The 25,791-nt window shown below is 72.7% G+C and carries 23 protein-coding genes, 1 tRNA gene, 1 pseudogene and 1 riboswitch; of the genes and pseudogenes, 12 read left to right on the forward strand and 13 right to left on the reverse strand.

Annotated elements, in window-relative coordinates:
• Positions 1-18 precede the first annotated feature (18 nt).
• Positions 19-1,074, reverse strand: a complete 1,056-nt coding sequence (locus O7598_RS29390; protein ID WP_269694428.1) for a MerR family transcriptional regulator — start codon at positions 1,072-1,074, stop codon at positions 19-21.
• Positions 1,075-1,197: 123 nt separating this feature from the next.
• On the opposite strand from O7598_RS29390, the gene O7598_RS29395 reads away from it, so the two are divergent.
• Both O7598_RS29395 and O7598_RS29400 read left to right on the forward strand, forming a co-directional pair.
• Positions 1,198-1,518: a PadR family transcriptional regulator gene (locus tag O7598_RS29395; RefSeq protein ID WP_269694429.1), complete on the forward strand. Its 321-nt coding sequence runs from the start codon at positions 1,198-1,200 to the stop codon at positions 1,516-1,518.
• Positions 1,519-1,557: 39 nt separating this feature from the next.
• Positions 1,558-2,631, forward strand: coding sequence for a hypothetical protein (locus tag O7598_RS29400; protein WP_269694430.1), 1,074 nt, complete (start codon positions 1,558-1,560; stop codon positions 2,629-2,631).
• A 38-nt stretch (positions 2,632-2,669) separates the two neighbouring features.
• On the opposite strand, the gene O7598_RS29405 is transcribed toward O7598_RS29400, so the two are convergent.
• Positions 2,670-3,563, reverse strand: coding sequence for a LysR family transcriptional regulator (locus O7598_RS29405; RefSeq protein ID WP_269694431.1), 894 nt, complete (start codon positions 3,561-3,563; stop codon positions 2,670-2,672).
• 113 nt (positions 3,564-3,676) lie between these two features.
• Between O7598_RS29405 and O7598_RS29410 the strand changes: the two genes are divergently transcribed.
• Both O7598_RS29410 and O7598_RS29415 read left to right on the forward strand, forming a co-directional pair.
• Positions 3,677-4,063 carry a VOC family protein gene (locus O7598_RS29410; RefSeq protein ID WP_269694432.1) on the forward strand — a complete coding sequence of 129 codons (387 nt, stop codon included), beginning with the start codon at positions 3,677-3,679 and terminating at the stop codon, positions 4,061-4,063.
• 4 nt (positions 4,064-4,067) lie between these two features.
• Positions 4,068-4,580 carry a GNAT family N-acetyltransferase gene (locus tag O7598_RS29415; protein ID WP_269694433.1) on the forward strand — a complete coding sequence of 171 codons (513 nt, stop codon included), beginning with the start codon at positions 4,068-4,070 and terminating at the stop codon, positions 4,578-4,580.
• Here O7598_RS29415 and O7598_RS29420 read toward each other — a convergent pair.
• Both O7598_RS29420 and O7598_RS29425 read right to left on the reverse strand, forming a co-directional pair.
• Positions 4,550-5,329 (reverse strand): aminotransferase class IV family protein, encoded by a 780-nt coding sequence (locus O7598_RS29420; RefSeq protein WP_269694434.1) that lies wholly within the window; start codon positions 5,327-5,329, stop codon positions 4,550-4,552. The two genes, O7598_RS29415 and O7598_RS29420, sit on opposite strands and share 31 nt — an antisense overlap.
• Before the next feature lie 86 nt (positions 5,330-5,415).
• Positions 5,416-5,489 (reverse strand) — tRNA-Gly (locus tag O7598_RS29425).
• Between the two features lie 202 nt (positions 5,490-5,691).
• Here O7598_RS29425 and O7598_RS29430 point away from each other — a divergent pair.
• Positions 5,692-6,672 carry a zinc metalloprotease gene (locus tag O7598_RS29430; RefSeq protein ID WP_269694435.1) on the forward strand — a complete coding sequence of 327 codons (981 nt, stop codon included), beginning with the start codon at positions 5,692-5,694 and terminating at the stop codon, positions 6,670-6,672.
• A gap of 106 nt (positions 6,673-6,778) precedes the next feature.
• On the opposite strand, the gene O7598_RS29435 is transcribed toward O7598_RS29430, so the two are convergent.
• Positions 6,779-7,372, reverse strand: coding sequence for a pyridoxamine 5'-phosphate oxidase family protein (locus O7598_RS29435; RefSeq protein ID WP_269694436.1), 594 nt, complete (start codon positions 7,370-7,372; stop codon positions 6,779-6,781).
• Positions 7,373-7,450: 78 nt separating this feature from the next.
• Between O7598_RS29435 and dcd the strand changes: the two genes are divergently transcribed.
• On the forward strand, positions 7,451-8,029 hold the full coding sequence (dcd, locus tag O7598_RS29440; RefSeq protein ID WP_269694437.1) for a dCTP deaminase: 579 nt from the start codon (positions 7,451-7,453) through the stop codon (positions 8,027-8,029).
• Positions 8,030-8,101: 72 nt separating this feature from the next.
• On the opposite strand, the gene O7598_RS29445 is transcribed toward dcd, so the two are convergent.
• Complete coding sequence (locus O7598_RS29445; RefSeq protein WP_269694438.1) at positions 8,102-9,079, reverse strand: C40 family peptidase; 978 nt, start codon at positions 9,077-9,079, stop codon at positions 8,102-8,104.
• A gap of 67 nt (positions 9,080-9,146) precedes the next feature.
• Positions 9,147-9,284: riboswitch (cyclic di-AMP (ydaO/yuaA leader) on the reverse strand.
• Between the two features lie 233 nt (positions 9,285-9,517).
• Between O7598_RS29445 and O7598_RS29450 the strand changes: the two genes are divergently transcribed.
• The gene (locus O7598_RS29450) at positions 9,518-11,551 is read left to right on the forward strand and encodes an N-acetylmuramoyl-L-alanine amidase (RefSeq protein ID WP_269694439.1); all 2,034 of its coding nucleotides are present in this window, start codon (positions 9,518-9,520) and stop codon (positions 11,549-11,551) included.
• Between the two features lie 71 nt (positions 11,552-11,622).
• On the opposite strand, the gene O7598_RS29455 is transcribed toward O7598_RS29450, so the two are convergent.
• From O7598_RS29455 to O7598_RS29465, 3 genes are all read right to left on the reverse strand, one after another.
• Positions 11,623-12,624: a C40 family peptidase gene (locus tag O7598_RS29455; protein ID WP_442929904.1), complete on the reverse strand. Its 1,002-nt coding sequence runs from the start codon at positions 12,622-12,624 to the stop codon at positions 11,623-11,625.
• A gap of 179 nt (positions 12,625-12,803) precedes the next feature.
• A complete protein-coding gene (locus tag O7598_RS29460; RefSeq protein ID WP_269694441.1) occupies positions 12,804-13,808 on the reverse strand; it encodes a hemolysin family protein in 1,005 nt (334 codons plus the stop codon).
• A complete protein-coding gene (locus O7598_RS29465; protein ID WP_269695026.1) occupies positions 13,801-15,108 on the reverse strand; it encodes a hemolysin family protein in 1,308 nt (435 codons plus the stop codon). Before O7598_RS29465 ends, O7598_RS29460 begins: the two co-directional genes overlap by 8 nt.
• An 81-nt stretch (positions 15,109-15,189) precedes the next feature.
• On the opposite strand from O7598_RS29465, the gene O7598_RS29470 reads away from it, so the two are divergent.
• On the forward strand, positions 15,190-15,861 hold the full coding sequence (locus O7598_RS29470) for a GOLPH3/VPS74 family protein (RefSeq protein WP_269694442.1): 672 nt from the start codon (positions 15,190-15,192) through the stop codon (positions 15,859-15,861).
• A gap of 65 nt (positions 15,862-15,926) precedes the next feature.
• On the opposite strand, the gene O7598_RS29475 is transcribed toward O7598_RS29470, so the two are convergent.
• Both O7598_RS29475 and O7598_RS29480 read right to left on the reverse strand, forming a co-directional pair.
• Positions 15,927-18,170: a (Fe-S)-binding protein gene (locus O7598_RS29475; RefSeq protein ID WP_269694443.1), complete on the reverse strand. Its 2,244-nt coding sequence runs from the start codon at positions 18,168-18,170 to the stop codon at positions 15,927-15,929.
• Positions 18,171-18,348: 178 nt separating this feature from the next.
• Positions 18,349-18,612, reverse strand: coding sequence for a cell division protein CrgA (locus O7598_RS29480; protein WP_181571065.1), 264 nt, complete (start codon positions 18,610-18,612; stop codon positions 18,349-18,351).
• 225 nt (positions 18,613-18,837) lie between these two features.
• Here O7598_RS29480 and O7598_RS29485 point away from each other — a divergent pair, with 225 nt between their 5' ends.
• From O7598_RS29485 to O7598_RS29500, 4 genes and pseudogenes are all read left to right on the forward strand, one after another.
• The gene (locus tag O7598_RS29485) at positions 18,838-19,644 is read left to right on the forward strand and encodes a DUF881 domain-containing protein (protein WP_269694444.1); all 807 of its coding nucleotides are present in this window, start codon (positions 18,838-18,840) and stop codon (positions 19,642-19,644) included.
• An 872-nt stretch (positions 19,645-20,516) separates the two neighbouring features.
• A pseudogene (locus O7598_RS29490) lies at positions 20,517-21,572 on the forward strand (class E sortase); the annotation flags it as partial.
• A 3-nt stretch (positions 21,573-21,575) separates the two neighbouring features.
• Positions 21,576-21,857 carry a hypothetical protein gene (locus O7598_RS29495; RefSeq protein ID WP_269694446.1) on the forward strand — a complete coding sequence of 94 codons (282 nt, stop codon included), beginning with the start codon at positions 21,576-21,578 and terminating at the stop codon, positions 21,855-21,857.
• 4 nt (positions 21,858-21,861) lie between these two features.
• Positions 21,862-22,512, forward strand: coding sequence for an aminodeoxychorismate/anthranilate synthase component II (locus tag O7598_RS29500; RefSeq protein ID WP_269694447.1), 651 nt, complete (start codon positions 21,862-21,864; stop codon positions 22,510-22,512).
• 72 nt (positions 22,513-22,584) lie between these two features.
• Here O7598_RS29500 and pknB read toward each other — a convergent pair whose 3' ends face one another.
• Positions 22,585-24,402 carry a Stk1 family PASTA domain-containing Ser/Thr kinase gene (gene pknB, locus O7598_RS29505; protein WP_269694448.1) on the reverse strand — a complete coding sequence of 606 codons (1,818 nt, stop codon included), beginning with the start codon at positions 24,400-24,402 and terminating at the stop codon, positions 22,585-22,587.
• Complete coding sequence (locus tag O7598_RS29510) at positions 24,399-25,790, reverse strand: serine/threonine-protein kinase (RefSeq protein WP_269694449.1); 1,392 nt, start codon at positions 25,788-25,790, stop codon at positions 24,399-24,401. Before O7598_RS29510 ends, pknB begins: the two co-directional genes overlap by 4 nt.
• Position 25,791: the final 1 nt, after the last annotated feature.

Raw genomic sequence — 25,791 nt, forward strand, 5'->3', positions numbered from 1 at the left:
GCCGGCCCGGGTCGGCGATCACGCCGGCACGTCGGCCACCACGCAGGCGACGTTGTCCGGCGCGCCGGCCGCGTACGCCAGGTCGACCAGCCGCCCGACGGCCGTCTCCGGGTCGTCCGCCTCCGCCAACGCGGTGTGCAGCGCGCCCGGCTCGACCACCGCGGAGAGGCCGTCCGAGCAGAGCAGGTAGCGGTCGCCGGGCAACGCCGTGCGCAACGCCAGGTCCGCCTCCACCTCGCCGCCCGCGCCCAGCGCCCGGGCCAGCAGCGCCCGATCCGGGTGCGCACCGGCCTCGGCCAACGTGAGCCGCCCCTGGTCGACGAGCGTCTGCACGTACGTGTGGTCCTGGGTGAGCCGGGACAACTCGCCGCCGCGCAGCAGGTAGGCCCGGGTGTCGCCGACGTGCACCACGGCGAGCCGGGTGCCCTGCCGCACGATCGCGGTGAGCGTGCTCGCCGGTCGGTCGTCGCCGGTGCCCTGGGCGCGTACCGCACGGTCGGCGCGGGAGACCGCGTCGGCCAGCGCGGCGAGCAGGTCGGCGGCCGGCGCGTCGGCCCGCTCCAGCGACCGCAGCGCGTCCACCGCGGCGGCGCCGGCGGCGGCGCCACCCGGACCGCGTACGCCGTCGGCGACCGCGAGCAGCGTGTCGCTCGCGTACGCGGTGTCCTCGTTGGAGTCCCGGACGGCGCCGGTCTCGCAACGCGCCGCGTACCGGAAGTTCGTGTTCCCGGACATGGTGGTGCCCCTCTCGGTGAGCTGGTCGACGAGGAGCGCGACGGTCCGGCCGCGGGCCAGGGTGTCCGCGCTGACCCGCCGCCACCAGGCGTCGAGCGCCTCGGCGGCGGCGTCCGGCGGCAGCCCGCACACGGCCCGGATCTCCGCCAGCGGCATACCGGCCCGGCGCAGCGCGGCGATCAGCCGCGCCCGGTCGAGCTGCTCCGGCGCGTAGTAGCGGTAGCCGGAGTGCGGGTCCACGGCGGCCGGCGGCAGCAGCCCGCAGTCGTCGTACACCCGCAGCGCCTTGGCGGTCAGGCGGGCCGCCCGGGCGAACGCCCCGATGGTCAGCAGCCGCATGTCGCTCTCCTCCTCGCGCCGGCCCCGGTGGCCGGCAGGGACCACGCTGGGCCTTGCCGCAGGGTCCGGGTCAAGACATGGACAACATATTGATCACTTATATATGTTAGTGAGGTGACTCAGATGCGGGAGCCGACGTTCCTGATCCTCACCGTGCTCGCCGGCGGCACCCGCCACGGCTACGGGATCATCCAGGAGGTCGCCACCCTCTCCGACGAACGCGTCCGGCTGCTGCCCGGCACCCTCTACACGGCACTCGACCGGCTCACCGCGCAAGGTCTCGTCGAGCCCGACCGGCAGGAGGTGGTCGACGGCCGGCTACGCCGCTACTACCGGCTCACCCCGCCCGGTGTCGATGCCCTGCGCACCGAGACGACCCGCCTCCGGCAGCTCACCACGGCCGCCGAGGCCAGGCTGCGCGCCCTGCGCCCCCGGACCACCTGACCCGCGACCCGCCCACGCCTCTCGACCGCAGGGGAGACCATGTCGCTCATCCGCCGCTACCGACGGCTGCTGCTCGCCTACCCCCGCGCGTACCGCCGGGAACGCGGCGAGGAGATCCTCGGCCTGCTGCTGGACACCGCACCGGCCGGGCGGGCCCGGCCCACCCCGCGTGAGGCGATCGACCTGATCCGGGGCGGCCTGCGCTGCCGTCTGGGCCGGCCGGCCAGTCGCACGGTCGGCGTGTGGGCCGTCCTCACCGCGCTGATCTGCGGCCTGTTCACCGCCTCGGTAGCCGCCCGGGCAGCCTGGGAGACCTCGCGTCCACAGCCCGACCGGGCCGAGTTCACGACGACCTTCGCGACGGCGTTCCCGGGCCACCGGCTGGCCGCCGACGTGCAGACCGCTCCCGCGCTCTTCGTCTACTACAACCACCCGCCGCGGCTCGCGCAGTGGCACGGGCTCCTCCTCGGCGACGGTGGTGAATACCAGGAAGGCGCGGCCGCCGGGTCGGCGGCCGGCCCGATGCCGGCGACGCCGGAACGGACCCTGGAAACGGCGGTGCGCCGGCTGCGCGCCGACGGCTGGCGGGTGTACGAGCCGACCTCGGAAGTCCTGCGCACCTGCGACGGCACCGGCTGCGACACCGCGGACCAGCCGGTGCAGACCGTGCTGGTGGCCCGCCGGGGCGACACCGTGCTGCGGGCCACCTTCGACGACCCCCGTAGTTTCGGGTCCTACCTGTCGGTGGAGGCCCAGCGGGCCACCCCGCCGGCCGTCCTCCCCGTCGCCACCCTGGCCGGGCTCGCCGGCGGCGTCCTGGCATGGCTGGTCTTCGGCTGGGCCAGCCGGCGCACCCAGGGACGGCGAGGGGTGCCCCTGCTGCTCGGGCTCACCCTGTTCTTCTGGTGGATGCCCGCGCTGCCCGCCACCGCGTCGCTCGCCGGCCACCACCTCGCCGAGCCGCACCCGAGCTGGCACCCGCTCTGGGAGTGGCTCGGTCAGCCGGCGCTCTCGCTGGCCTTCCTGCTCGGGCTGGCCGGCGCGACGACGGTGCTGGCCATCGCGCTCGCGCCTCGCCGCGAGCCACGTCCGGTGACCGTCACACCCGGCTGAGCTTCGCCGGCATCCGGCCCAGGTGCGGCTCGACCGTGTCAGTCCGCCGGGAGCGGGTTGGCGTCGACCGCCGCGCGGACGAACTCGCGTACCCGGGTGGTGGTGTTGCTGGCCAGCCAGACCGGACCGCGACGGATCGGCGGCGCGTCGTGGATCGGCACGTAGGCCAGGTCCGGCCGCGCGTGGTAGTGCCGGGTCTGCTCGCCCACCGGCAGCACCCCACGCCCGAGCGCGACCAACGCGAGCATCTCGGAGAAGCTGCCGCCGGCCGGGCCCTTCGGCACCGGACGGCCCGCCGGCGTCCGGTCCGGCGTGCGGTCCTGCTTGAACGCGGCCGACGTGACCGCCGGGTACTGGATCACCGGATGGTCGCCGAGCACCTCCGACGACACCGACTGCGCGCCGGCCAGCGGGTGACCCGCGGCCACCGCGAGCAGCCGGCGTTCGTGCAGCAGCGCCGGGCCGTTCGCCATCCCGTCGAACGGGTACGACGCGATCAGCACGTCGATCGTGCCGTCCACCAGGCTCGACCGGGTGGTGGCCAGCGGGGCCTCGTGGACGTGCACCTCGCAGTCGGGATGCCGCTCGGCGAACCGGGCCACGGCCCGCAGCAGCACCGGCGCGGTCGACTCCCCGACGTACGCCACCCGCAGCTCGCCGGTGAGGCCGCGCCCGGCGTCCACGGCCCGCCGGACCGCGTCCTCGATGCCGGCCACCAGCGGGCGCATCTCCTCGGCCAGGCGCTCGCCGATCGGGGTGAGCCGGACCACCCGGCTGGTCCGCTCGAACAGTGGCGCGCCGATCCGCCGTTCCAGCCTGCGCACCACGTGGCTGATCCGCCCGGTGGTCACCCGCAGCCGCTCGGCGGTGCGCCCGAAGTGCAGCTCCTCGGCCAGGGTCAGGAACGCCTCGATCTCGTACCGCTCCAGCACCCGGCGCTCCCGTCGTTGACTCCCGGTCAACGATGGTAGAGCGATCGCGGCTTGGTCCGGCCGCCGCCGCCGACCAGGGTTGACGGTGTTCCCGACCTGGTCAGGAGGACCTGATGACGCTGCGTGTGACCGGTTTCGACCACTTGGTGCTGACGGTGGGCGACGTCGAGCGCTCCCTCGACTTCTACTGCGGAACGCTCGGCCTCGCCCCGGTGCGGGTCGACCGCTGGCGCGTCGGCGAGGCGCCGTTCCCGTCGGTCCGCGTCGACGCCGGCACCGTCATCGACCTGGTGAAGGGCGAGCCGGACGGATCCAACGTGGACCACTTCTGCCTGGTGGTGGCGCCCGTCGACTGGCCGTCCGTGGTCGAATCCGGGCGGTTCACCGTGCTGACCGGCCCGGTACCGCGCTTCGGCGCCCGGGGCACCGGCACCTCGATCTACGTCAGCGACCCGGACGGGAACACGGTGGAACTACGCACCTACGACTCACTAGCCTGACGCGGTGTCGCACCTCGAACGCCTCGCCGCCCACCACGCGCCCGCGCTGCTGCGGTTCGAGCGGGAGAACCGGGCCTACTTCGCCCGGTTCGTGCCGGACCGGGGCGACGCGTACTTCGCCGGCTTCGCGGCCCGGCACGCGGCCCTGCTCGACGAGCAGGAGCGCGGCACCTGCCACTTCCACCTGCTGGTGGACGGCGACGGCGCCGTGCTCGGGCGGTTCAACCTGGTCGACGTGGCCGACGGCGGCGCCGAGCTGGGCTACCGGGTGGCCGAGCGCGCCACCGGACGCGGCCTGGCCCGGCACGGCGTCCGGCGCGTCTGCGACCTGGCCCGCGACGAGTACGGGCTGCGCCGGCTGGTCGCCTCGGCGGCGCTGGCGAACCCGGCGTCGCTGGCGGTGCTACGGCGTACCGGCTTCGTGCCCGCCGGCGAGGTGGAGCTGAGCGGCGAGCCCGGTGTGCGGCACGTACTCGACCTGACCGCTCAGATCTCCACCGGCGGCTCCGCCTCGTAGGCCCGGTGCAGCGCGGCCAGGAACCCCGCTGCCTCCGGCATGGGTACCGGACCGATCCGGGACACCGGCACCCCCGGTGTGCGCGAGTTCAGCACCGCGGCTCCGGCGTATCCAGGCAGATCGTCGACCGTGACCGGCCGGGTGCGCTGCGGCACGCCGAGCCGCGCCAACTGCCGCCGGAGGACACCCATGGTGGTGCCGACCAGCATGGGCGCCTCCGGCCAGACGATCGAGTCACCGTCGGCGAACACCAGGTTCCAGATGGACGCCTCGGTGAGCCGGCCGTTTCGATCGACGAACGCGGCGTCGTCGAAGCCGTCCCGCCCCGCCCGCCGGGCGAGGTAACTCTTCGCCAGCTCGCCGACGTGCTTCACCGCCGGCAGGAAGCGCTCGTACTCGTACGCCGCCAGCGCCAGCGGCCCGGCCGGCGGTGACGCGGCGGCCCGGGTCCGGACCAGCAGATCCGGTTCGTCGCCGGGCCCCGGGTACATGGTGGCGGTCAGCGTCACGGCCGGCGGGCCGGCCTCGACCGCCACCCGCATCGCGGCGCGCACCCGGTCGTCGGGCAGCGCGACGCCGAACAACTCCCGGGAGGCTTCCCGCAGGCGGGCCAGGTGCAGGTCGAGGCCGCGTGCCCGGCCGTCGCGCACCTGCATGGCGGTGAAGTGGGCGTTCCCGGCGAAGGCGAGCGGCGCCAGGTCGTCGACGGTCGCCGGGCGGCCGTTGCGATGCACAGCGAAGAAGCCCATACCGGAACTCTAGGGGCGACCTCAACGGTCGAGCGGAACCTCGAAGGCCCCGAGCAGGACTCACGTCCTGGGCAGGGCCTTCGCGTTGGAGCGGGTGACGGGAATCGAACCCGCACTGTCAGCTTGGGAAGCTGATGTTCTGCCATTGAACTACACCCGCAGGCGGCACCACTGTACCTGAGGTCACCGCGCCCGTGCACCCAGGTACCACCGCCGGCACGGTCCGGCCGGTTGATCAAGCAATGTTGCACGCCGGCAACATATGGTCGTTCTCAAATCCGTCGATGAGATGTAACGTCTGCTCCACGTTTCCGACCCGGCGTGACACACCCCCGGTCACGTCGTCAGAAAGAGGTGGGCCCATGGGACTCCGTCCCAACCTGCTGACCCGGCGTACTGCCGGTGTCGCGACGTCGACCCTCGCGCTGCTGCTCAGCACCGCGGCCGTCGGCGTCGTCCCCGCTGCTTCGGCCTTCTCGGCCGCCCCGGCCGGCGTCTGCGCCGAGCCGGCCGACGCCCACGCCGACGCCCGCGTCGCCAAGGGCGGCCACGCCAAGCTCGACCCGAACCACCTGACCGCCAAGCAGGTACGCGAGCGCGAGGCCGACCTCGCCACCGCGCAACGCGAGCGGGCCAACTTCCGGACCGGCGCCGTCGCCCCGCTGGCGACCGTCACCATCCCGGTCGTCGTGCACGTCATCCAGGAGAACAGCACCCGGGCCGGCGGCAACATCCCGGACTCGCTGATCAACCAGCAGATCAGCGTGCTCAACCAGGCGTACGCGGGCTCGACCGGCGGCGCGGCGACCGCGTTCTCGTTCCAGCTCACGAAGATCAACCGGGTGACCAACGCGTCGTGGTACCCGATCGTGCAGGGCTCCTCGGCGGAGCGGTCGATGAAGACCTCGCTGCGCACGGGCGGCAAGAACACGCTCAACATGTACCTGGGTGAGCTGAGCGACGGCCTGCTCGGCTGGGCGACGTTCCCGAAGCGGACGCTGGACAAGATGGACGGCGTGGTCGTGCTCAACGAGTCGCTGCCCGGCGGCACGGCGACCAACTACAACCAGGGCGACACCGGCACCCACGAGATCGGCCACTGGCTGAACCTCTACCACACCTTCCAGGGCGGCTGCTCCGGCTCGGGCGACAGCGTCTCGGACACCCCGGCCGAGGCCTCCCCGGCGTACGAGTGCCCGACCGGCCGTGACACCTGCTCCACCGCCGGCAAGGACCCGATCACCAACTTCATGGACTACACCTACGACTCCTGCATGTACCAGTTCACCGCCGGCCAGGCGAGCCGCATGCTCACCGCGTGGAACGCCTACCGCGCGGCCTGACCTGCCGCACCACGAAACCGGCGCCGGCTCTGTCCTTGCGGACAGGGCCGGCGCCGGTCGTTCGCGGGCCTGGCCGAGCCACCGCGACGACCCGGTCGTCGCCGGGTCAGGCGGCCGGCCGACGGGTATCGAACCCGTGTCGGCCGCGCCGATCCTCCGCCGGGACGAGCGGGTCGTCACGGCGAGCCGGCGCGGCCCTCAGTGGGTCGAGCGGCTCGTGCCGGGAAGCCGGCCCGGATCCACGCGGGTCGAGCCAGAGCCGCACCTGCGGCCCTCCGGCGCCGGACCGGACCACCGGATCGCGCCGGGTCAGCATGGCCACGTCGACCGTGAACTCGAACAGCCGCCAGTCGCCCTGCGGCGTCGCCCGGCCGAGCCGGGCCAGCCGGGCCACCGTGGCCGGGTCGGACACCGGGCGGGCGCGCCCCGCCACGTAGGCCTCGTCGTCGCTCTCCTCCGGCGGGAACGAGTGCAGCGCGTAGCGGCCGTCGCGTTCGAGGTCACGCCGTTTCGGCGAGTCGATGACGAAGCACCAGAGCCCGTCGTCGGTGATCAGCGGGGACACCGGGTGCACCCGGGGGCCGCCGTCTGCGCGGACCGTGGCGAGGTAGCCGAAGCCCGGCCCGTACTGCTGGATCAGAAGGCGGATCTCGTCGGCGAGGCGGGGCTCGTCGGCGGCGAATTCGGACCAGGAAGCCATGTCGACATTCTATCGAACACGTGTACGAGAGCGCAGTCCGACACGCAGGTCACCCGCACCGGTCGCTATGGTGTTCCGATGCTGCTCTCCGACCGCGACCTGGTCTCCGAGATCAAGGCGGGCACGCTCGCGCTGGAGCCCTTCGAGCCCACGCTGGTGCAGCCGTCCAGCATCGACGTACGCCTGGACCGGCTGTTCCGGGTCTTCAACAACCATCTCTACACCCACATCGACCCGTCGATGCAGCAGGACGACCTGACATCGATGGTGGAGGTGCCGGAGGGGCAGCCGTTCGTGCTGCACCCGGGCGAGTTCGTGCTCGCGTCCACGCTGGAAGTGATCTCGCTGGGCGAGGAGTTGGCCGGCCGGCTGGAGGGCAAGTCGTCGCTGGGGCGACTCGGCCTGCTGACCCACTCCACCGCCGGCTTCATCGATCCGGGCTTCTCCGGCCACGTCACGCTGGAGCTGTCCAACGTGGCGAACCTGCCGATCACGCTCTGGCCGGGCATGAAGATCGGTCAGCTGTGCATCTTCCGGCTCTCCTCGCCGGCCGAGCACCCGTACGGGTCGGCCGTCTACGGTTCGCGCTACCAGGGCCAGCGCGGCCCCACGCCGAGCCGCTCGTGGCAGAACTGGCGCACCTGGCCGACGCGCTGACGCCGCCCGCCGCCTGTTAAGAGGGGCCCCCTGTTATGCGGAATGCGTTAACAGGGGGCCCCTCCTTACATCTCAGCCGGGGCGGCCGTAGCTGTTGATGTCGCCGTCGTCGACGCGCTTCATCGTGATGGGCTTGCCAGACTGGGAGGCGTGCACCACCCAGCCGTCGCCGACGTACATGCCCACGTGGTGCAGGTCGCCGTAGTAGAAGACCAGGTCACCGGCGCGCAGCTCGGCGCGACTGACTCGCTGGGTGACGTTGTGCTGCTGACGGGCGTTGTGCGGCAGTGACACACCGGCCTTGGCCCAGGCGGCCATGGTCAGGCCGGAGCAGTCGAAGTGGTCCGGGCCGGCGGCGCCCCAGACGTAGATCTTGCCGATCTGGGCGCAGGCGAACTTGACCGCCACCCCGGCCGCGCCACCGGGATATCCGGCGGGGCAGGGGGCCGGCCGGAGCGGACCACCGCCACCGTTGCCGTACACCTTGAGCCGCAGCTTCTGCAGCTTGGCGATCTCGGCATCGATCTGCTTCTTCTTCGCCGCGAGCTGCGCCTGGGTGCGGCTCAGGTCGGCGACCATCGCGTCCAGCGGCTTCTTCTTCGCGGCCAGCTCGTCGCGCAGCTCGGCGATGTCGCGCACCTGCTCCTGCTGGTGGTGCGCGAAGCGGTCGAGCATCTCCAGGCCGCTGACCAGTTCGCTCGGCGAGCGACTGCCCAGCAGGGCGTTCACGGTCGAGAGGTTGTCACCCTTGTACGCGTCGGCGGCGAGGCCGCCGACCTGCCCGAGCGCGGCGTCCACCCGGGCCTGGAGCGGGGCGATCTGCCTGCCGAGCGCATCGGCCTGCCGACGCCGCACCGCGAGCTGCTCGCGTACGGCGTTGACCTGCTCGATGACGGGTTCGAGCTTGTTCCAGTCGCGGTCGATCTGCGCCTCGATCTCGGCGACCGACGGTTCGGCGTGGGCCGCCGTCGCGCCACCGGTCAGGACGACCGCGGCGCCGACCAGGGCGGCGATTGTGGTGGTGAAACGGGACCAGCGGGAACGCGGCACGACTGCGGACCGGTCGACAGACCGGCTCGACGTCGGCCGCGGGGCATGGTGTGCCACCGGGCGTCCGTACTCCTTCGTCTGACCGCCTACCGGGTTAGCTGACGGGTTCGGGCGGGAAGGGAGCCGCCCTACCGCAGTGGCTGCGGATTCACCCCAGGTACCTGGGTCCCCGGTTCGCCCGTGGGCGACTCGGCGGTGTCGGACCGTCACCGCCCGGGTTGGACGATGAAACTGGCGGCCGACGATTGACCAGAGTAGGTACCTCTGTTATCGATCCGCAACCCGAACGACCGTGACACTCCGTACCGAATCTGCCGGACGAACGCGAGTGAAGCTTTCTTTCACGTCAGATTACCCACCGGAAAGGTATTGACCCTCCCGGGCCAACGGAGTGAGGGTTGGGGACGCAGTGACCCCCATCCCTGTCCAGGAGGTTCGATGCACCTCTCACCCCCGCCCTCGGGCGGACGGATACTGCTCGCCGCCGCCGTGGCGACAGCCGCCGCGCTGGCGACCACCGGCCCGGTGACCGCCGCGCCACCGACCGCGCCGTCCGCCGGAGACCGGCAGCAGCAGTACGCCGCCGCGGCGGCCGAGTACGGCGTGCCGCAGAACGTGCTGCTCGGCGTCTCCTACCTGGAGTCCCGCTGGGACGCCCACCCGGGCCAGCCCAGCACCAGCGGCGGCTACGGCCCGATGCACCTGACCGACGCCACCCACGTGCTCGCCCTGCCCGGCAGCGCGCACGTCGACGAGGACGAGGACCCGCGCGGCGACGACTCGCGCCCGCTCACCCTCGACCCGGCCACCGCCGCCGCGCCGGCCCGGGAGACGCCGCTGCCGACCGCCTCGCTGCAGACGCTCGCCACCGCCGCGACGCTCACCGGCCTCGACGCGCAGAAGCTGCGCACCGATCCCGCCGCGAACATCCGGGGTGGCGCGGCGCTGCTCGCCTCGTACCAGAAGGCACTGGGTGGGCCGGTCGGCGCCGGCAGCGACCCGGCGGCCTGGTACGGCGCGGTGGCCCGCTACTCCGGCGCGGACACCGCCGACGCGGCGGCGGCCTTCGCCGACGAGGTCTACGACCAGCTCGGCCAGGGCGCGAGCCGCACCACCGACGACGGGCAGCGGGTCACGCTGGCCGCCACCGCCGCGCGCCCGGACCGCGCCGCCCTGACCCGGCTCGGGCTGCGGCACGCCGCGCGGCCGGACGGGCTGGAGTGCCCGGTGCGGCTGGCCTGCGAGTGGATCCCCGCGCCCTACGAGCAGCTCAGTGCCGACCCGGGTGACTACGGCAACCACGACCTGGGCGACCGGCCGAAGCAGCAGAAGATCGAATACATCGTCATCCACGACACCGAGGGCTACTTCGACCCCAGCGTCGACCTGGTGAAGCGGGCCGACTACCTGGGCTGGCACTACACGCTGCGCTCGGTGGACGGCTACGTGGCCCAGCACATCAAGGCCAAGGACGTCGGCTGGCACGCCGGCAACTGGTACGTCAACGCCAAGTCCATCGGCCTGGAGCACGAGGGCTTCGCCGGCCAGGGCACCTGGTACACCGAAGCGATGTACCGCAGCTCGGCGAAGCTGGTCCGGTACCTGGCGCAGAAGTTCGGCATCCCGATGGACCGGCAGCACATCATCGGTCACGACAACGTGCCCGGCACCACCGCCGGCACGGTCAAGGGCATGCACTGGGACCCGGGGCCCTACTGGGACTGGTCGCACTACTTCGACCTGATGAAGGCGCCGTTCCGGACCACCGGCACGTCGCGCACCGGGTTGGTCACCATCGACCCGGACTTCGCCACCAACCGGCCGGCGTTCGTCGGCTGCAACCAGCAGCCGCCGGGCGTCCCGACGCCCACCCCGCCGGCCGAGACCTGCCCCTCGCGCGGCTCCTCGGCCGTGATCCTGCGGACCGCGCCGAGCGCGGACGCCCCGCTGGTCAACGACCTCGGGCTGCGCCCGGACGGCACGCCGGACACGATGTACATCTCGGACCACGGCGCCCGCGCCTCGGCCGGGCAGACGTACGCGGTGGCCGGCCGGCAGGGCGACTGGACGGCGATCTGGTATCTCGGGCAGAAGGCGTGGTTCCGCAACCCGGCGTCGGCGCCCACCGCGAAGTGGGCGACCGGCTTCGTGGTGACGCCGCGGCCCGGGAAGGCCACCATCCCGGTGTACGGCCGCGCCTACCCGGAGCAGGCCGCCTACCCGGACACCATCCCCTACCAGACCATCTCCCCGCTCCAGTACACGCTCGCCGCCGGCCAGCGGTACGCGGTCGGTGGCGTGCTGCCGGGCGAGTACTACCGGGCCGTCTCGTTCGACGGCACGGCACCCGGCGACCGGACCGTGGTACGCGGGAAGAACCGCTACGTGCAGGTCCAGTTCGGTCACCGGATCATGTTCGTGAACCTGGCCGACGTGCTGATCCTGCCGTCGCCGATCGGCGCGCCGAGGTAGCGCCACCGCACCCACGCGAAGGCCCCCGGTCCAGGTGGACCGGGGGCCTTCGTCGAGCGGTTCGGTGCGGGTCAGGCGACCCGGATGAAACCGGCGAGCGGCTGTGTGCTGATGCTCGACACCTGGACCGGTTTGCCCGTCCGGGGCGCGTGCACCATCACCCCGTTGCCGAGATAGAGCCCGACGTGGTGCAGGTCGCTGCCGAAGAAGACCAGGTCACCCGGTCTGGCCTCGGACTGCTTGACCCTCCGGCCCTCGTTCCACTGGGCGCCGGTGAAGTGGGTAAGCGAGATGCCCGCCGCCTTGTAGGCGTACTGCGTCAGGCCGGAGCAGTCGAACGAGTTCGGCCCGGTCGCGCCCCACACGTACGGGTCACCGACCTGGGCGCACGCCGTCTTGATGGCGGTACGCGCGGCGCTGCTCACCACGCCGTCGATCTTCGGGCAGCCGGCCGGCCGGATCGAGCTCACCGGCAGCATCGCGGTCAGCCGCTTGATCTCCGAGTCGATCTGCTTCTTCTGCGAGGCCAGCTGGGCCTGCTGCTTCTCCTCGGTCGCGATCAACGCGTCGAGCTTCTGCTTCTCCCGGTTGTACTTGTCGCGGGTCGCGAGCACGCCGGCGATCTGCCGACGCTGGTCGTCGGCGAGCCGGTCCAGCATGACCAGCTGCTCGGCGAGCGTGCCCGGCTTGGTGCTCACCAGCAGCGCGCCCATCTCCTGCGACGGGCCCCGCATGTAGTAGCGGGCGGCGATGTCGCCGACCTTGTTCATGGCCAGCGTCGAGGCCAGCTCCAGCGGGACCATCTTGTTCTGGAGGTCCTTGGACTTCTTGTTGTTGACCTTGAGCTGGGCGCGGACCTTGTTGAACTGCTCGATCGTGGGTTCGAGCTTCTCCCACTGCTTGTCGATCTGCGCGTCGATCTCGTCCACCGAGGGCGCCGCGTGCGCGGGGGCGGCCAGCATCCCGGCGCCGACCGCTACGGCCGCGACCAGGGTGACCAGACGGCGTACCACCCGGTGGAACCCGGCCGGCCGGCCGGGTGGAGCGCTCGGGGCGTGACGTTCAGGGGGCATGGTTGCCACCGGCACGGACTCCTTTGCAACCGACCGGCGGGCGCCTCGCGAGAGGGAAGATCGAGGCGGACGACCCACAACGGTCGGTGCATCACATTAGGGAAGGCACCCGGGTGGAATCAAGGCGGCCCGTTGTTCAATCACGTGTCCGCAATCAGTTGCACACCAAGGGTATTCATTCACTTGCCGACGATGGCCGTCAATACGTCGTCGAGGGTCACCACGCCGAGGGGCCGGCGACCGTCGCTGACCAGCACCATGTGCCGGCGCTCGCGGCGCATCGCCAGCAGCAGGTCGGCCAGCGTACGGTCCGGCGGCACCACGGCCAGCGGCCGGTAGACCTCCGCCGGCACCGGGCCCCGCCGGCTCGCGCCGGCGTACCCGAGCACGTCCTTGACGTGCACGAAGCCGAGCACCCGCCGGGTGGACCGCTGCACCACCGGGAAGCGGGACCGGCCGGTGCGGGTCGCCAGCACCTCCAGCGAGGCCGGTGAGACGTCCTCGGCCACGGTGGTCACCGTGGACCACGGTTGCAGGGCGTCGGCGGCGGTCCGGGTGTGCAGCGCCAGCGCGCCGGTGATCCGGGCGTGCTCCTCGGCGTCCAGCAGCCCCTCGGTGCGCGCCTGCGAGACCAGCCCGGCCAGCTCCTCGGCGGTGAACACCGTCTTCACCGCGTCCGTCGCCTCCACCCGCCACCACCGCAGCACCTGCCGGGCCGACCACTTCATCGCCAGCAGCAGCGGCTTGGTGGCCAGGCAGAACGCGAGCATCGCGGGGCCGAGCCACAGCGCCGACGGCTCCGGTCCGGCCAGCGTGATGTTCTTCGGCACCATCTCGCCGACCACGGTGTGCAGGAACACCACCACGGCCAGCGCGATCACGAACGCCACCGGATGCACCGCCGACGCCGGCAGGCCGAGTGCCTCGAACGGCACCTCCAGCAGGTGCGCCAGCGCCGGCTCGGCGATCGCGCCGAGACCCAGCGAGCAGACCGTGATGCCGAGCTGCGCGCCGGCGATCATCAGCGGGATCTGGTTCATCGCGGCGAGCGCCCACCGGGCCCGCTTCGACGTCGCCGCGAGCGGTTCGATCACGGTACGGCGGGACGCGATCAACGCGAACTCGCTGCCCACGAAGAAGGCGTTGCCGAGCAGCAGCACCAGGGCGACAAGCAGTTCAGGCACCGTCGTCGGGCTCCTCGGGGCGCACCACCCGGACCTGCTCGATCCGGTGCCGGTCGACCTCCACCACGGTGAACTCGTAACCGGCCTCGTCGACCGTCTCACCGGGGACCGGGATGTGGCCGAGCCGCGCCATCAGGAAGCCGCCCAGCGTCTCGTACGGCCCCTCGGGCAGCCGGAAACCGGTCTGCTCGACCAGCTCGTCGGCGCGCAGCACGCCGTCGACCAGGACGGTCCGTTCGCCACCGGGCACGGTCAGCTCCGCCGGACCGAGACCGTCCACCGCGGCCGGGTCGAACTCGTCGGCGATCTCCCCGACCAGCTCCTCGACCAGGTCCTCCACTGTCACCACGCCGTCGGTGCCGCCGTACTCGTCGACCACGATGGCCAGGTCCGCGCCGGCGTCCTTGAGCGCCGCCAGCACCCCGTCCAGGTCCAGGCTCTCCGGGACGTACACCGGTTCCCGGGCGACCGAGGCGACGGTGGTGGCGGAACGGCGGGCCAGCGGCACGCCGAGCGCGTCGGGCACCCCGGCGACGCCGGTGACCAGGTCGAGCGTCTCCTCGTAGACCGGGAACCGGGTCCGGCCGGTCTGCCGGGACAGGTCCAGCAACTCGGCGACCGAGGCGGTGGCGCGCAGCGCGATCACGTCGACCCGCGGGGTCATCGCCTCGGCGGCCCGCTTGTCGCCGAAGCGGATGGTGCGACGCAGCAGCATCGCGGTGTCCGGCGGCAACGCGCCGGCCCGCGCCGAGATCGCGGCCAGCAGCCCCAACTCCTCCGGGGAACGGGCGCTGGCCAGCTCCTCCTGCGGCTCCACGCCGAGCCGGCGGACCAACCGGTTGGCCGAGTCGTTGAGCAGCCGGATCAGCCAGCCGAAGGTGCGGGAGAAGGCGCGCATCGGCGCGGCGGTGGCCAGCGCGGCCGGCATCGGGCGGGCCAGCGCCAGGTTCTTCGGCACCAGCTCGCCGAAGAGCATCGAGACGAGCGTGGCCAGGGCCAGGGCGAGCAGCCCGGAGAAACGGTCCACCGCGCCGAACGGGCGCAGCAGCGGCGCCACGAGCCGGGCCAGCGCGGGCTCGGCCAGATAGCCGGTGAGCAGCGCGGTGATGGTGATGCCCAGCTGGGCGCCGGAGAGCTGGAAGGAGAGGTCCCGCAGCGCCCGGCGGACCGTGGCGGCCCGGCCGTCTCCCTCGCCGGCCCGCCTGTCGATCTCCGCCCGGTCCACGGTGACCAGGGCGAACTCGGCCGCGACGAAGAAGGCGTTGCCGGCGGTCAGCAGCACGAAGCCGACCAGGGGCAACAGCGTCAGAACCAGCAGGCCGTCGATGGGCGTGATTGTGGCACGCGCGCGCCGGTGGCGGACCACCCGTAGCGTGGCGACATGGACGGTCTGCTGATCACCGACGAACTGGTCCTGCTCGCGTACGACGACGGCGGCGTCAACCGGCTCGGCCGCCCGCACCTCGACTACGGCCTCGCCGGGGCGGTGCTGCTGGAGCTGGCCCTGGCCCGCCGGGTGGAGGTGGCGGACAAGCGGCTGGTGGTGACCGATCCCACCCCGACCGGCGTGCCGCTGCTCGACGAGGCGCTCGCCACCGTGGGGGCCGGGCGACCACGCAAGCCGAAGGACTGGATCGGCAAGCTGGCGAAGGGCCTGCCGGACCGGGTGCTCGACGGGCTGGTCGGCGCCGGGGTGCTGCGCCGGGAGTCCGACCGGGTGTTGCTGGTCTTCCCGCGTACCCGCTATCCCTCGCCGACCGGCGCGGAGCCGGCGGTGGAGACCGCGGCCCGACGGCGGATGGTGGACGCGCTGGTCGGCGACGGGCCGGTCGACGCGCGGACCGCCGCGCTGCTCACCCTGACCCGGGCCGTCGGCCTGGACCGCAAGCTCTTCCGCGAGTTGCCGAAGGAGCGGGTCAAGGCCCGGCTGAACGAGATCGCCGCCGGCGACTGGGCGTCCGCCGCCGTGAAGAAGGCGATCGAGGAGATGCAGGCGGCGGTGATGGTGGCGACCACCGCCACCGCCGCCATCAGCGTCACCACGGCCAGCTGAGACGACGGCGGCGGCACCGCACGGGTGCCGCCGCCGTCGTGGTCCGGCTCTCGCCGGGGTACGCCTCAGCCGGCCGCCGGCGCGGTCTCCTTCTCGCCGGCCGGCGCGTCCGGCTTGACCGAGCGCAGCAGCACGCTGGCCACGTCGACCACCTCGACGTCCTCGCCCGCGCCCTTGCCGTTCACGCCGTCGTTGAGCATCGTCGAGCAGAACGGGCAGCCGACCGCGATGGTCTTCGCGCCGGTGGAGATGGCCTCCTCGACCCGGTCCACGTTGATCCGCTTGCCGATCTTCTCCTCCATCCACATCCGGGCGCCGCCGGCACCGCAGCAGAAGGAGCGCTCGCTGTTGCGCGGCATCTCGACGAGGCCGCTGTCGCGGCCCGCGCCGGAATCGGCCGCTGCGCCACCTCGGGCATCGCCGATGGCGCTGCCCAGCACCTCACGGGGGGCGGCGAAGACGCGGTTGTGCCGGCCCAGGTAGCAGGGGTCGTGGTAGGTCACGCCGCCGTCGACCGGCTGCACCGGGGTGAGCTTGCCGGCGCTGACCAGGTGGGCCAGCAACTGGGTGTGGTGCACGACCTCGAACTCGCCGCCGAGCTGGCCGTACTCGTTGCCCAGGGTGTTGAAGCAGTGCGGGCAGGTGGCCACGATCTTCCGCTTGGCCTTCTCCCGACCCTCGAACGCCTCGTTCAACGTCTCGACGTTCTGCTGGGCGAGCATCTGGAACACGAACTCGTTGCCGATCCGGCGGGCCGGGTCACCGGAGCAGGTCTCGCCCTCACCGAGGATGGCGAAGCTGACGCCGGCCTCGTTGAGCAGCGTGGCGACGGCGCGGGTGGTCTTCTTGGCCTTGTCCTCGAAGGCACCGGCGCAGCCGACCCAGAACAGGTACTCGAAGTCCTCGACCTCGCCGACCTTGGGCACCTCGAAGTCGAGGCCCTTGGTCCAGTCCTCGCGGGTGTTCTGCGGCGCACCCCACGGGTTGCCCTTGTTCTCCAGGTTGCGCAGCATCACGCCGGCCTCGGAGGGGAAGCTCGACTCGATCAGCACCTGGTAGCGGCGCATGTCGACGATGTGGTCGACGTGCTCGATGTCCACCGGGCACTGCTCGACGCAGGCGCCGCAGGTGGTGCAGGACCAGAGCACGTCCGGGTCGATGACGCCGCCCTCCTCGGCGGTGCCGATCAGCGGCCGCTCCGCCTCGGCCAGGGCCAGCACGTCCATGTGGGCGAGCTGCGCCTCGGTGGCCTTCTCCTCACCGGTCAGGTCCTTGCCGCCGCCGGCCAGCAGATAGGGCGCCTTCGCGTACGCGTGGTCGCGCAGGCTCAGCACCAGCAGCTTCGGCGACAGCGGCTTGCCGGTGTTCCAGGCCGGGCACTGCGACTGGCAGCGACCGCACTCGGTGCAGGTGCTGAAGTCGAGCAGGCCCTTCCAGGTGAACTGCTCGACCTGGGCGACGCCGAACTGGTCCTTCTCGGGGTCGGCCTCCTCGAAGTCGAGCGGCTTGCCCTCGCTGGTCATCGGGCGCAGCGGGCCCAGGCCGGAGCCGGCCGGCTTCTTCGGGTCGCGCTTGAAGAAGATGTTGGGGAAGGCCAGGAAGCGGTGCCAGGCCACGCCCATGGTGACGTTCAGCGAGATCACGATGAGCCAGGTCATCGAAATCATGATCTTGATGAGGGCGGCCACGCTGACGCCGGCCGACCAGTCGGGCAGCACCGAGCCGACCGCGTGACTGAGCGGGGTGGCCCAGACCGGGTACTCGAAGTGGTCGGTGGCGACCTTGAAGCCGCGGATGATGAACCCGAAGATCAGGACCAGCAGCACGACCCACTCGACGAAGTAGCCCTGCCACATGGTGGACCCGGTGAACCGGGACAGGCCGCCGGGTCGGGTCGGCCGGTTGCGCAGCCGGATGGCCATCAGCACCACGATGCCGACCAGGCCCAGGATGCCGATCCACTCGGTGGCCAGGCCGAAGACCGTCCAGTGCCCGATGATCGGCAGCCCGCCGCCGGGCGTGACCACCTCGAAGTACGCCTCGAGCACCAGCAGCGACAGCACGATGAAGCCGACCATCACGAACCAGTGCGCGGCCCCGACCACGCTCCACTTCAGCATGCGGGTGTGACCGGCAGTCTCCACCAGCATCTTCGTCGTGCGGGCGCCCTTGTCGGCGAACCGCTCGGGCGCGGGCTGCCCGAGCCGGATGACGGCCGTCATCTTCATGACCGCGCGTACCGCAAGCCACACCGCAACGGCGGTGATGGCGGCCGCGAGGATCGTGGTGACGATCTGGACGCTGCCCATCGAGTTGGCCTCCCGGTCTGCTGCTTGTCAGTGCAGCCTACGCGGAAGGTTACTCAGCAGTAACGTGAGTCTTCTCGCATCGGCCACGCCGCCCTGCGGACACCTTAGGTGGACCGGCGCCGGTGCGCCGGGCAGGGGCGGCGTGGCGTGACGTGGACCGGGGCGGAATCCGCCCCGGTCAGCGCCAGCGGGAGAGCAGGATCAGCGAGGAGACCATCGCGCCGAAGCCCACCGCGAGGTTCCAGTAGCCCCAGGAGGCGACCGGGTACGCCTGCTCGGAGAGGTAGTAGAGCACCAGCCAGCCGATGCCGACCACGATCAGCGCGACGGCCGTGACCGGCAGCCAGATCGGGCTAGGCTTGCGCGTCGACGCCGTCGCCGTCGGACGCACGTCCGTCGGCGGGGTGTACACCTTCTTCTTGCGGACCTGAGACTTGGGCACGACGCTCTCCAGAGGGGGGTACGACCTCGTCCGGCCTGACAACCGGGCGCGGGGGCGACGGTCCATGGCCAATAATGTTCGACAGTTAGCGTAGTCCCGAAGGACCGTCCAGGCCACGAATGGGGTCGGGCCGGTGCACCGAGTTACCGAAAAGAGCGGACTTTTCGGGTCGAGCAGGGTGGTTCGCATCGGTGCGGGCCGAGACGACAGGAAAGGGAACGCCCGGTGGAGTACACGTCCGGCGCCGCCTCCTGGCAGAAGGCTCTCCGCCGCGCGGTGGCCGGCCTGCTGCCCCGGCGAGCGCGCCAGCGCCGCCCGGGCTGGTCGATCGGCGTGCCCCTGATCGCCGCCGCGGCCGGGCTCCTGTTCACCACCACCGCGACCACCGCCGGCGGCACCTCGCTGCGCGAGGATCGGCGCCCCCAACTCACCCAGTTGATCGAGGACCGCCGCGAGCAGGTGGCGGCCAGCGAGGCCAAGGCCGCCCGGCTGCGCGACGAGGTGGAGGAACAGACCGAGGCCCTGGCCGGCACCGACGGGCCGGTGAAGACGCAGCGGGACCGGGCCGCCGCGATCCGGCAGGCCGCCGGGTTCACGGCGCTCACCGGCACCGGGATCACGATCGAGCTGAACGACGCCGACTGGGGGGCCGGCCAGCCGCTGCCCAAGGGTGCCAGCAACGACGACCTGGTCGTGCACCAGGGCGACGTGCAGGCGGTGGTGAACGCGCTCTGGGCCGGCGGCGCCGAGGCCATGTCAATCATGAACGTCCGCGTACTCAGCACCAGCGCGGTACGCTGCGTCGGTAACACCCTGCTGCTGCACGGCCGGGTTTACTCCCCTCCTTTCAAGATCGTGGCCATCGGCGATCCCGCCGAGTTCCAGCGGGCGCTCGCCGCCTCTGAGGGAGTCCGGGTGTTCAAGGAAGTGGCCGACCACTACCAGCTCGGCTACAGCGAGCAGGTCTCCACCGTCACCGTGCCGGCGTTCGAGGATTCCACCGCGCTGCAGTCCGCGACGGTGCCCAGGTGAACGGCGACGGTCCCGGCGAGCGTGACCGTCGCGGCCGGGCCCGACCGGAGGAGCCGACCGCGTTCCTCCCGAAGGTGGAGCGCCCGGCGCCCCCACAGGGTGAACGCCCGGCGCCGCCGCCCCCGCTCGACCTGCCCTGGCCGGACGCCGGCCCGGACCACGCCGCCCCGGCCCGACGCGGTCCCGCCCGACCGCCCGTCCCGCCGCCCGCCTGGCCGGGCAACCAGGCTCGCCCGCCGGGCGGCGCGTCCCGCGCCGAGGCGTACCCGCCGTCGCGCCGTCCCGACCAGCCGTCGCGCCACCCCGACCAGCCGTCGCGCCACCCCGACCAGCCGTCGCGCCGTCCCGATCGGCCGTCCGCCGGTCCGGAACGCCGGGCTGCGGGAAGCCGGGCCGGGGAGAGCCGGAACATGACCGGCGCCCCACCGTCCGCCGGCCCACCCGGGCCCGCCGGGCCGGAGGCGCGATTCGCCGCCGGACCGCAGGACCGACTCGGCGCCGGGCCGCCCGCCACCGAACCCCGCCGGTCCGCCGGTCCGCCCGGTGCTGCCGCCGGCCGACGGTTCGACTCCCCCGACCGGGGAGGGAACTTCCGCCCGGTCGACGACGGCCCGTCCGACCGCCGCTCCGGCCGGGACCACGGCGCCGCACCCGCCCCCGTCACACCGGAGCGCCCGCCGGCCGCCCCGGGCCGTCCCGGTGCCGGGCCGGGCCGCCCGCTCGACACACCGGGCCGGCCCGGAGGAATGCCGGATCATCCCCTGGCCGGACCGGACCGGCCCGAGACGACAACGCGCCGTCCCGATGCGACACCGGGTCGACCCGGGGCGGCCCCCTCGGGCCGCGGAGGCGACGCGCGCGGCGCCGGCGTACGACCGGCCGCGCCGGGCGACGGGCCGACCCATTTCATCCCGCCGGTGGCAGAACGCTCCCGACGGCGTGCCGACGCGGCCGAGCGACACGCCGGCGTACCCCGATCGGGTGGCCCGACCGGCCGCGGACCGGACGTGCCCGCGCCGGCCGACCCCGGTGCGACAGCGGTGCTGCCCCCCGTCACGCGCCCGCCGGCCGATCCGCGGCTCGACGCCACCGGGCTGATGGGCGCGGTGCCGCCACGGCCCGACACCGGCGACGACGACGCCGAGCCGCCCGCCGAGGCGCCGCGACCACGGCGCGGCGAGCGGGTGGTGCAGCTCCGGCCCGAGCAGACCGGTGAGGGCTACAAGAGCGTCTACTCCGAGCTGACCCGCCCCACCACCGGCTCCCGCGTGCGCAGCCTCGTCCGGGGCGCGGGGGAACTGCTGATCACGTTCGGTCTGGTGGTGCTCCTCTTCGCGGGCTACGAGATCTGGGGCAAGTCGGTCATCGTCGACGCCCACCAGAACGACCTGAACGGCCAGCTCGCCCAGGAGTGGGCGACGGACCCGACGGTCGGCCCGACGACCGGCCCGAGCACCAAGCCGAAGCCGCCGGCCGAGGGGAAACCGGTCGCCGGCCTCTACATCCCCAAGCTCGACAAGCACTGGGTCGTGGTCGAAGGCGTCTCCCCGGACGACATCCGGTACGCCCCGGGCCACTACCCGGACAGTGCCATGCCCGGCCAGGTCGGCAACTTCTCCGTCGCCGGGCACCGCATCCGGTCCACGTTCTGGCGGCTGGACGAACTGCAGACGGACGACACGATCGTGGTCGAGACCAAGACCGAGTGGCTCGTCTACCGGGTCTACCAGCAACGCATCGTCAAACCGTCCCAGGTCGAGGTGGTCGCGCCGGTGCCGGGCAAGCCCGGCAACCGGGCCACCGAGAAGCTGCTCACACTGACCACCTGCAACCCCAAGTTCGACAACTACCAGCGGCTGATCATCCATGCCCGCTTCGACCACGCCCAGGCGAAGTCGGCGGGCCGACCGGCCGAGCTGGAGGGCTGACCCGTGTACTCGTGGATCTGGCGGAAACTGCCCCTGGGGCTGCCCGGCAAGCTGATCGGTTCGGTGCTGCTGGCCACCGCCACGGTCGCCCTGCTCTGGCTCGTGGTCTTCCCGTGGGCCGAGCCGCTGCTGCCCTTCGACGACGTGCAGGTCGAGCAGCCCGCCGGTGAGCCGGGCGGCGGCTCCGGAGACATCACCGACCCGACCGGGCAGCCTGCCGAGGACGAGGAACTGCCCTACAGCACCGAGACGAACAACGCCCCGCCCTCCACCCCGAACAGGTGACCCGATGCGCGTCCTGGTGATCGACAACTACGACTCGTTCGTCTTCAACCTGGTGCAATATCTCGGCCAGCTCGGCGTGGACTGCGACGTCCGCCGCAACGACGAGATCGACGTGGCGGAGGTCGGCCGGACCGGTGCGGCGGGTGTGCTGCTCTCACCCGGTCCGGGCAGCCCGGACCGGGCCGGCATCTGCCTGGACGTGATCCGCGAGTACGCCGGCAAGCTTCCCCTCTTCGGCGTCTGCCTCGGCCACCAGGCCATCGGCGAGGCGTTCGGCGCCACCGTCACCCGGGCGCCGGAGCTGCTGCACGGCAAGACCTCCGAGGTACGCCACCAGGGCGTCGGCGTGCTGGCCGGCCTGCCCGACCCGTTCACCGCCACCCGCTACCACTCGCTCGCCGTGCTCCCCGAGACGCTCCCGGACGAGCTGGAGGTCACCGGCCGGACCGCCTCCGGGGTGGTGATGGCGATGCGGCACCGGACGCTGCCGATCGAGGGCGTCCAGTTCCACCCCGAGTCGGTGCTGACCGAGGGCGGCCATCTCATGCTGGCTAACTGGCTCGCCACCTGTGGTTTCCCGGCGGCGCTGGAGCGTGCGCCGGAGCTGGCCGCCGAGGTCGACGCGCGCCGCCGGGCCGCCTTCGCCACCGCCTGACCACCCCGGAAACGCCACGTGGCGGCGCCCCGGTGGGGGCGACCGCCACGTCTGCGTCTGCGTCGAGGGCCGTCAGCCGTTGCTCCGCGCCGGCGGGACGGTCGGGAACGGGAAGCCGCCACCGCCGCCACCGGGCGTGGTCGGCGTCGCAGTGGGGGTGCCGCTCGGCGTCTCGCTGGGCGTCTCCTCCGGCAGCGGCACGTCGACCTCGATGGTCACCCGCTCGCCCTTGGCCAGCTTCTTCCCGGCGGACGGGTTCTGGCCGCTCACCTTGCCCGCCTGGGCCGGTTCGACCTGCTCGCCCTCGACCACCCGGACCTCGTAGCCGGCTTCCTTCAGCCGCTTCTTCGCCTGGTCCTCGGTGAAGCCGCGCACGTCCGGCACCTCGGTCAGGTCACCCTTGGAGACCTTGAGAGTCACCTTCGTCTTCGGGGCCACCGTGCTGCCCTCCTTGGGCGACACGTCGACCACCTGCCCCGCCGCCGCGCTGCTGGTGACGTCCTCGCGGTCGACGTCGAGCCCGAGGTTTTCCAGCTGCGCCTTCACGCTGGCGTAGGTGCCGCCCACCAGGTTCGGCGGGATCTGGACGTCGTCCGGGCCGGCGCAGACCTGGATCGTGACCGGCGTGTTCTTCTCCACCCGCTGGCCGAACGGCGGGTTCTGGTCGACGACAGTCCCCTTCTTGCACTCGGCGTTCTTGACCGGAGCGCCGGCCACGAAGCGCAGCCCGGCCTGGGTGAGCGCGGTCTGCGCCTCGGCCTGCGTGCGGTCCACCAGCTGCGGCACGGAGACCTTCTCGGCCCCGGACTGGTTGAGCCAGAGCGCCGTGCCCAACGCGATCACCGCGAGCACGCCGAGCGCGGCGAACGTGGCGATGACCCAGGAGGAACTCTTGCGCTTACGCGGGTCACCGACCCGGGCCGGCGCCTGCTGCCGGGTCTGCGGGCCCATCATCTGGGTCTGCTGCGCCGCCTGGTAGCCGCCCGCGGCGGCCGCCATCGGCATGGTCTCCTCGGTGGGCATCACCGGGGTGGCCAGCACCGGCCGGCCGGCGGCGGCGCGGAGCAGGTCCGCCCGCATCTCACCGGCGCTCTGGTAGCGGTTGAGCGGGTTCTTGGAGAGCGCCTTCAACACGATCGCGTCGACCGCGGCGTTGACGTCCGGGTTGATCGTGCTCGGCGTCGGCGGCTGCTCCCGCACGTGCTGGTAGGCGACGCTGACCGGGCTGTCCCCGACGAACGGCGGGTGCCCGCAGAGCAGCTCGAACAGCACGCACCCGGCCGCGTAGACGTCGGACCGGGCGTCGACCGCCTCGCCACGCGCCTGCTCCGGGGAGAGATATTGCGCCGTGCCGATGACCGCGCTGGTCTGCGTCATCGTGGTGGCGCCGCTGGCCAGCGCCCGGGCGATGCCGAAGTCCATCACCTTGACCTGGCCGGTCTGGGTGAGCATCACGTTGCCGGGCTTGATGTCCCGGTGGATGATGCCGTGCCGGTGGCTGAACTCCAGCGCCGCGCACATGTCGGCGCAGATCTCCAGCGCCCGGCGCGGCTGGAGCCGCCCCTCGACGCCGAGGACCTCCTTCAGGGTCCGCCCGTTGACGAACTCCATCACGATGAACGGCAGTGTCTCGCCGGTCGGCGCGGTCTCCTCGCCGGTGTCGTAGACGGCGACGATGGCCGGGTGGTTGAGCGAGGCGGCGTTCTGCGCCTCCCGGCGGAACCGCATCTGGAAGGTGGCGTCGCGGGCCAGGTCGGCACGGAGCATCTTGATCGCGACGTCCCGCCCGAGCCGGAGATCGCGACCGCGGTGCACCTCCGCCATGCCGCCGTAGCCCAGCAGCTCGCCGACCTGGTACCTGCCACCGAGCAGGCGGGCCTGCGCTGTCATCGCGTCTCTCGTCCTTCGCTCGTCGTCATACCGCCGTCGGCCGGCTGGAGGCGTACCTCACGACGGTACGACGTGCGGACCGGATAGTCGCCCCCGTACGCCCGCACCGCGCCGGAGGTCACGCTCACACTCGCGGAACCGGGTGCGCCCGCGGCGTCGGCCACGTACTTCCGGTACCAGAACGAGATCACACCCGAGCAGAGGATGACCAGCACGGCCACCAGGATCGCGGTGGTCCAGAGCCCGGAACGCGAGCGGCGGGGCGGTGCCGGCGGTGGCGCGGCCGGCGGGCGAGCGTACCCCAGGGGGTTGTGCGGCGGGCGCGGTTGCGGAACCGGCGCCGCGCCGCGCGGCGCCACCGGTGGGCGGGCCTGCGGGGCGGGATGCGCGACCATGGTCGGGCGCGGCGCCACCGGCGGGCGGGCCGGCGCCACCGGCGGTCGGGGCGGCGCCACCGGCGGTCGGGGCGGCTGCGGGCGGGGCGCCGCGGTCGGCACCTGCGCCCGCGCGGCGGGTGCGGCCGGGGAGGCCGGTACGCCGGAGATCGGGCGGCCACCGCGCGCCTGCTGGGAGAGGACGAGCTTGGCCTGCCGGGCCACGCTCGCCAACGCCGCGGCGCTGGGCCAGCGGGCCTTCGGGTCCTTCGCCATGGCCCGTTCGACGATGGCCCGCACCTGCGGCGGGATGTCGCCGGGCAGCGCCCGGGGATTGTCCCGCACGTGCTTCATGGCGATCTCGAGGGGATTGTCGCCCTCGAAGGGGCGCCGGCCGGCGAGGCACTGGTAGGCGACCACGCCGAGGGCGTAGACGTCCGAGGCGGGGGTGGCGACCGCGCCGGTGGCCTGCTCGGGAGAGATGTACGAGGCGGTGCCGAGCACCGAGCCGGCGGCGGTGAGCTGGCCGACCAGCTCCGAGCGGGCGATGCCGAAGTCGGTGAGCACAAGCGTGCCGTTCGGCCGGACCAGCAGGTTGCCGGGCTTCACGTCGCGGTGCACGATGCCCTTCTCGTGCGCCGCGTGCAACGCGTCGGCGGCCTGGGCCAACAGCGCCATGGTGCGGGCCGGGGTGAGCCGGCCGACCCGGCCGAGAGTGGCGGAGAGCGCGTCGCCCTCCACGTACTCCATCACCAGGAACGCGATCTGCTGGTCACTGCCGAAGTCGTAGACGTCGACCACACCCGGGTGGTTGATGGTGGCCATCGTCCGGGCCTCACCGCGGAACCGCTCGGCGAAGCCCGGCTCGTCGAGCAGCGCGGGCAGCAGGCTCTTGACCGCGACCGTACGGCCCAGCACCTGGTCGGTGCCGCGCCACACGTCGCCCATGCCGCCGCTGGCGATCCGTTCGTCGAGCCGGTAGCGGTTGCCGAGCTGCACCCCCGGGCTGAGCACG

It is taken from the genome of Micromonospora sp. WMMC241 (assembly GCF_027460165.1).
GTDB lineage: Bacteria > Actinomycetota > Actinomycetes > Mycobacteriales > Micromonosporaceae > Micromonospora > Micromonospora humi.

Excerpts from the sequence above, each read along its gene's own strand:
- O7598_RS29390 (WP_269694428.1), bottom strand. The coding sequence starts at position 1,074 with ATGCGGCTGCTGACCATCGGGGCGTTCGCCCGGGCGGCCCGCCTGACC.
- O7598_RS29395 (WP_269694429.1), top strand. The coding sequence starts at position 1,198 with ATGCGGGAGCCGACGTTCCTGATCCTCACCGTGCTCGCCGGCGGCACC.
- O7598_RS29400 (WP_269694430.1), top strand. The coding sequence starts at position 1,558 with ATGTCGCTCATCCGCCGCTACCGACGGCTGCTGCTCGCCTACCCCCGC.
- O7598_RS29410 (WP_269694432.1), top strand. The coding sequence starts at position 3,677 with ATGACGCTGCGTGTGACCGGTTTCGACCACTTGGTGCTGACGGTGGGC.
- O7598_RS29420 (WP_269694434.1), bottom strand. The coding sequence starts at position 5,329 with ATGGGCTTCTTCGCTGTGCATCGCAACGGCCGCCCGGCGACCGTCGAC.
- O7598_RS29430 (WP_269694435.1), top strand. The coding sequence starts at position 5,692 with ATGGGACTCCGTCCCAACCTGCTGACCCGGCGTACTGCCGGTGTCGCG.
- O7598_RS29435 (WP_269694436.1), bottom strand. The coding sequence starts at position 7,372 with ATGGCTTCCTGGTCCGAATTCGCCGCCGACGAGCCCCGCCTCGCCGAC.
- dcd (WP_269694437.1), top strand. The coding sequence starts at position 7,451 with ATGCTGCTCTCCGACCGCGACCTGGTCTCCGAGATCAAGGCGGGCACG.
- O7598_RS29450 (WP_269694439.1), top strand. The coding sequence starts at position 9,518 with ATGCACCTCTCACCCCCGCCCTCGGGCGGACGGATACTGCTCGCCGCC.
- O7598_RS29455 (WP_442929904.1), bottom strand. The coding sequence starts at position 12,624 with ATGCCCCCTGAACGTCACGCCCCGAGCGCTCCACCCGGCCGGCCGGCC.
- O7598_RS29470 (WP_269694442.1), top strand. The coding sequence starts at position 15,190 with ATGGACGGTCTGCTGATCACCGACGAACTGGTCCTGCTCGCGTACGAC.
- O7598_RS29475 (WP_269694443.1), bottom strand. The coding sequence starts at position 18,170 with ATGGGCAGCGTCCAGATCGTCACCACGATCCTCGCGGCCGCCATCACC.
- O7598_RS29500 (WP_269694447.1), top strand. The coding sequence starts at position 21,862 with ATGCGCGTCCTGGTGATCGACAACTACGACTCGTTCGTCTTCAACCTG.
- pknB (WP_269694448.1), bottom strand. The coding sequence starts at position 24,402 with ATGACAGCGCAGGCCCGCCTGCTCGGTGGCAGGTACCAGGTCGGCGAG.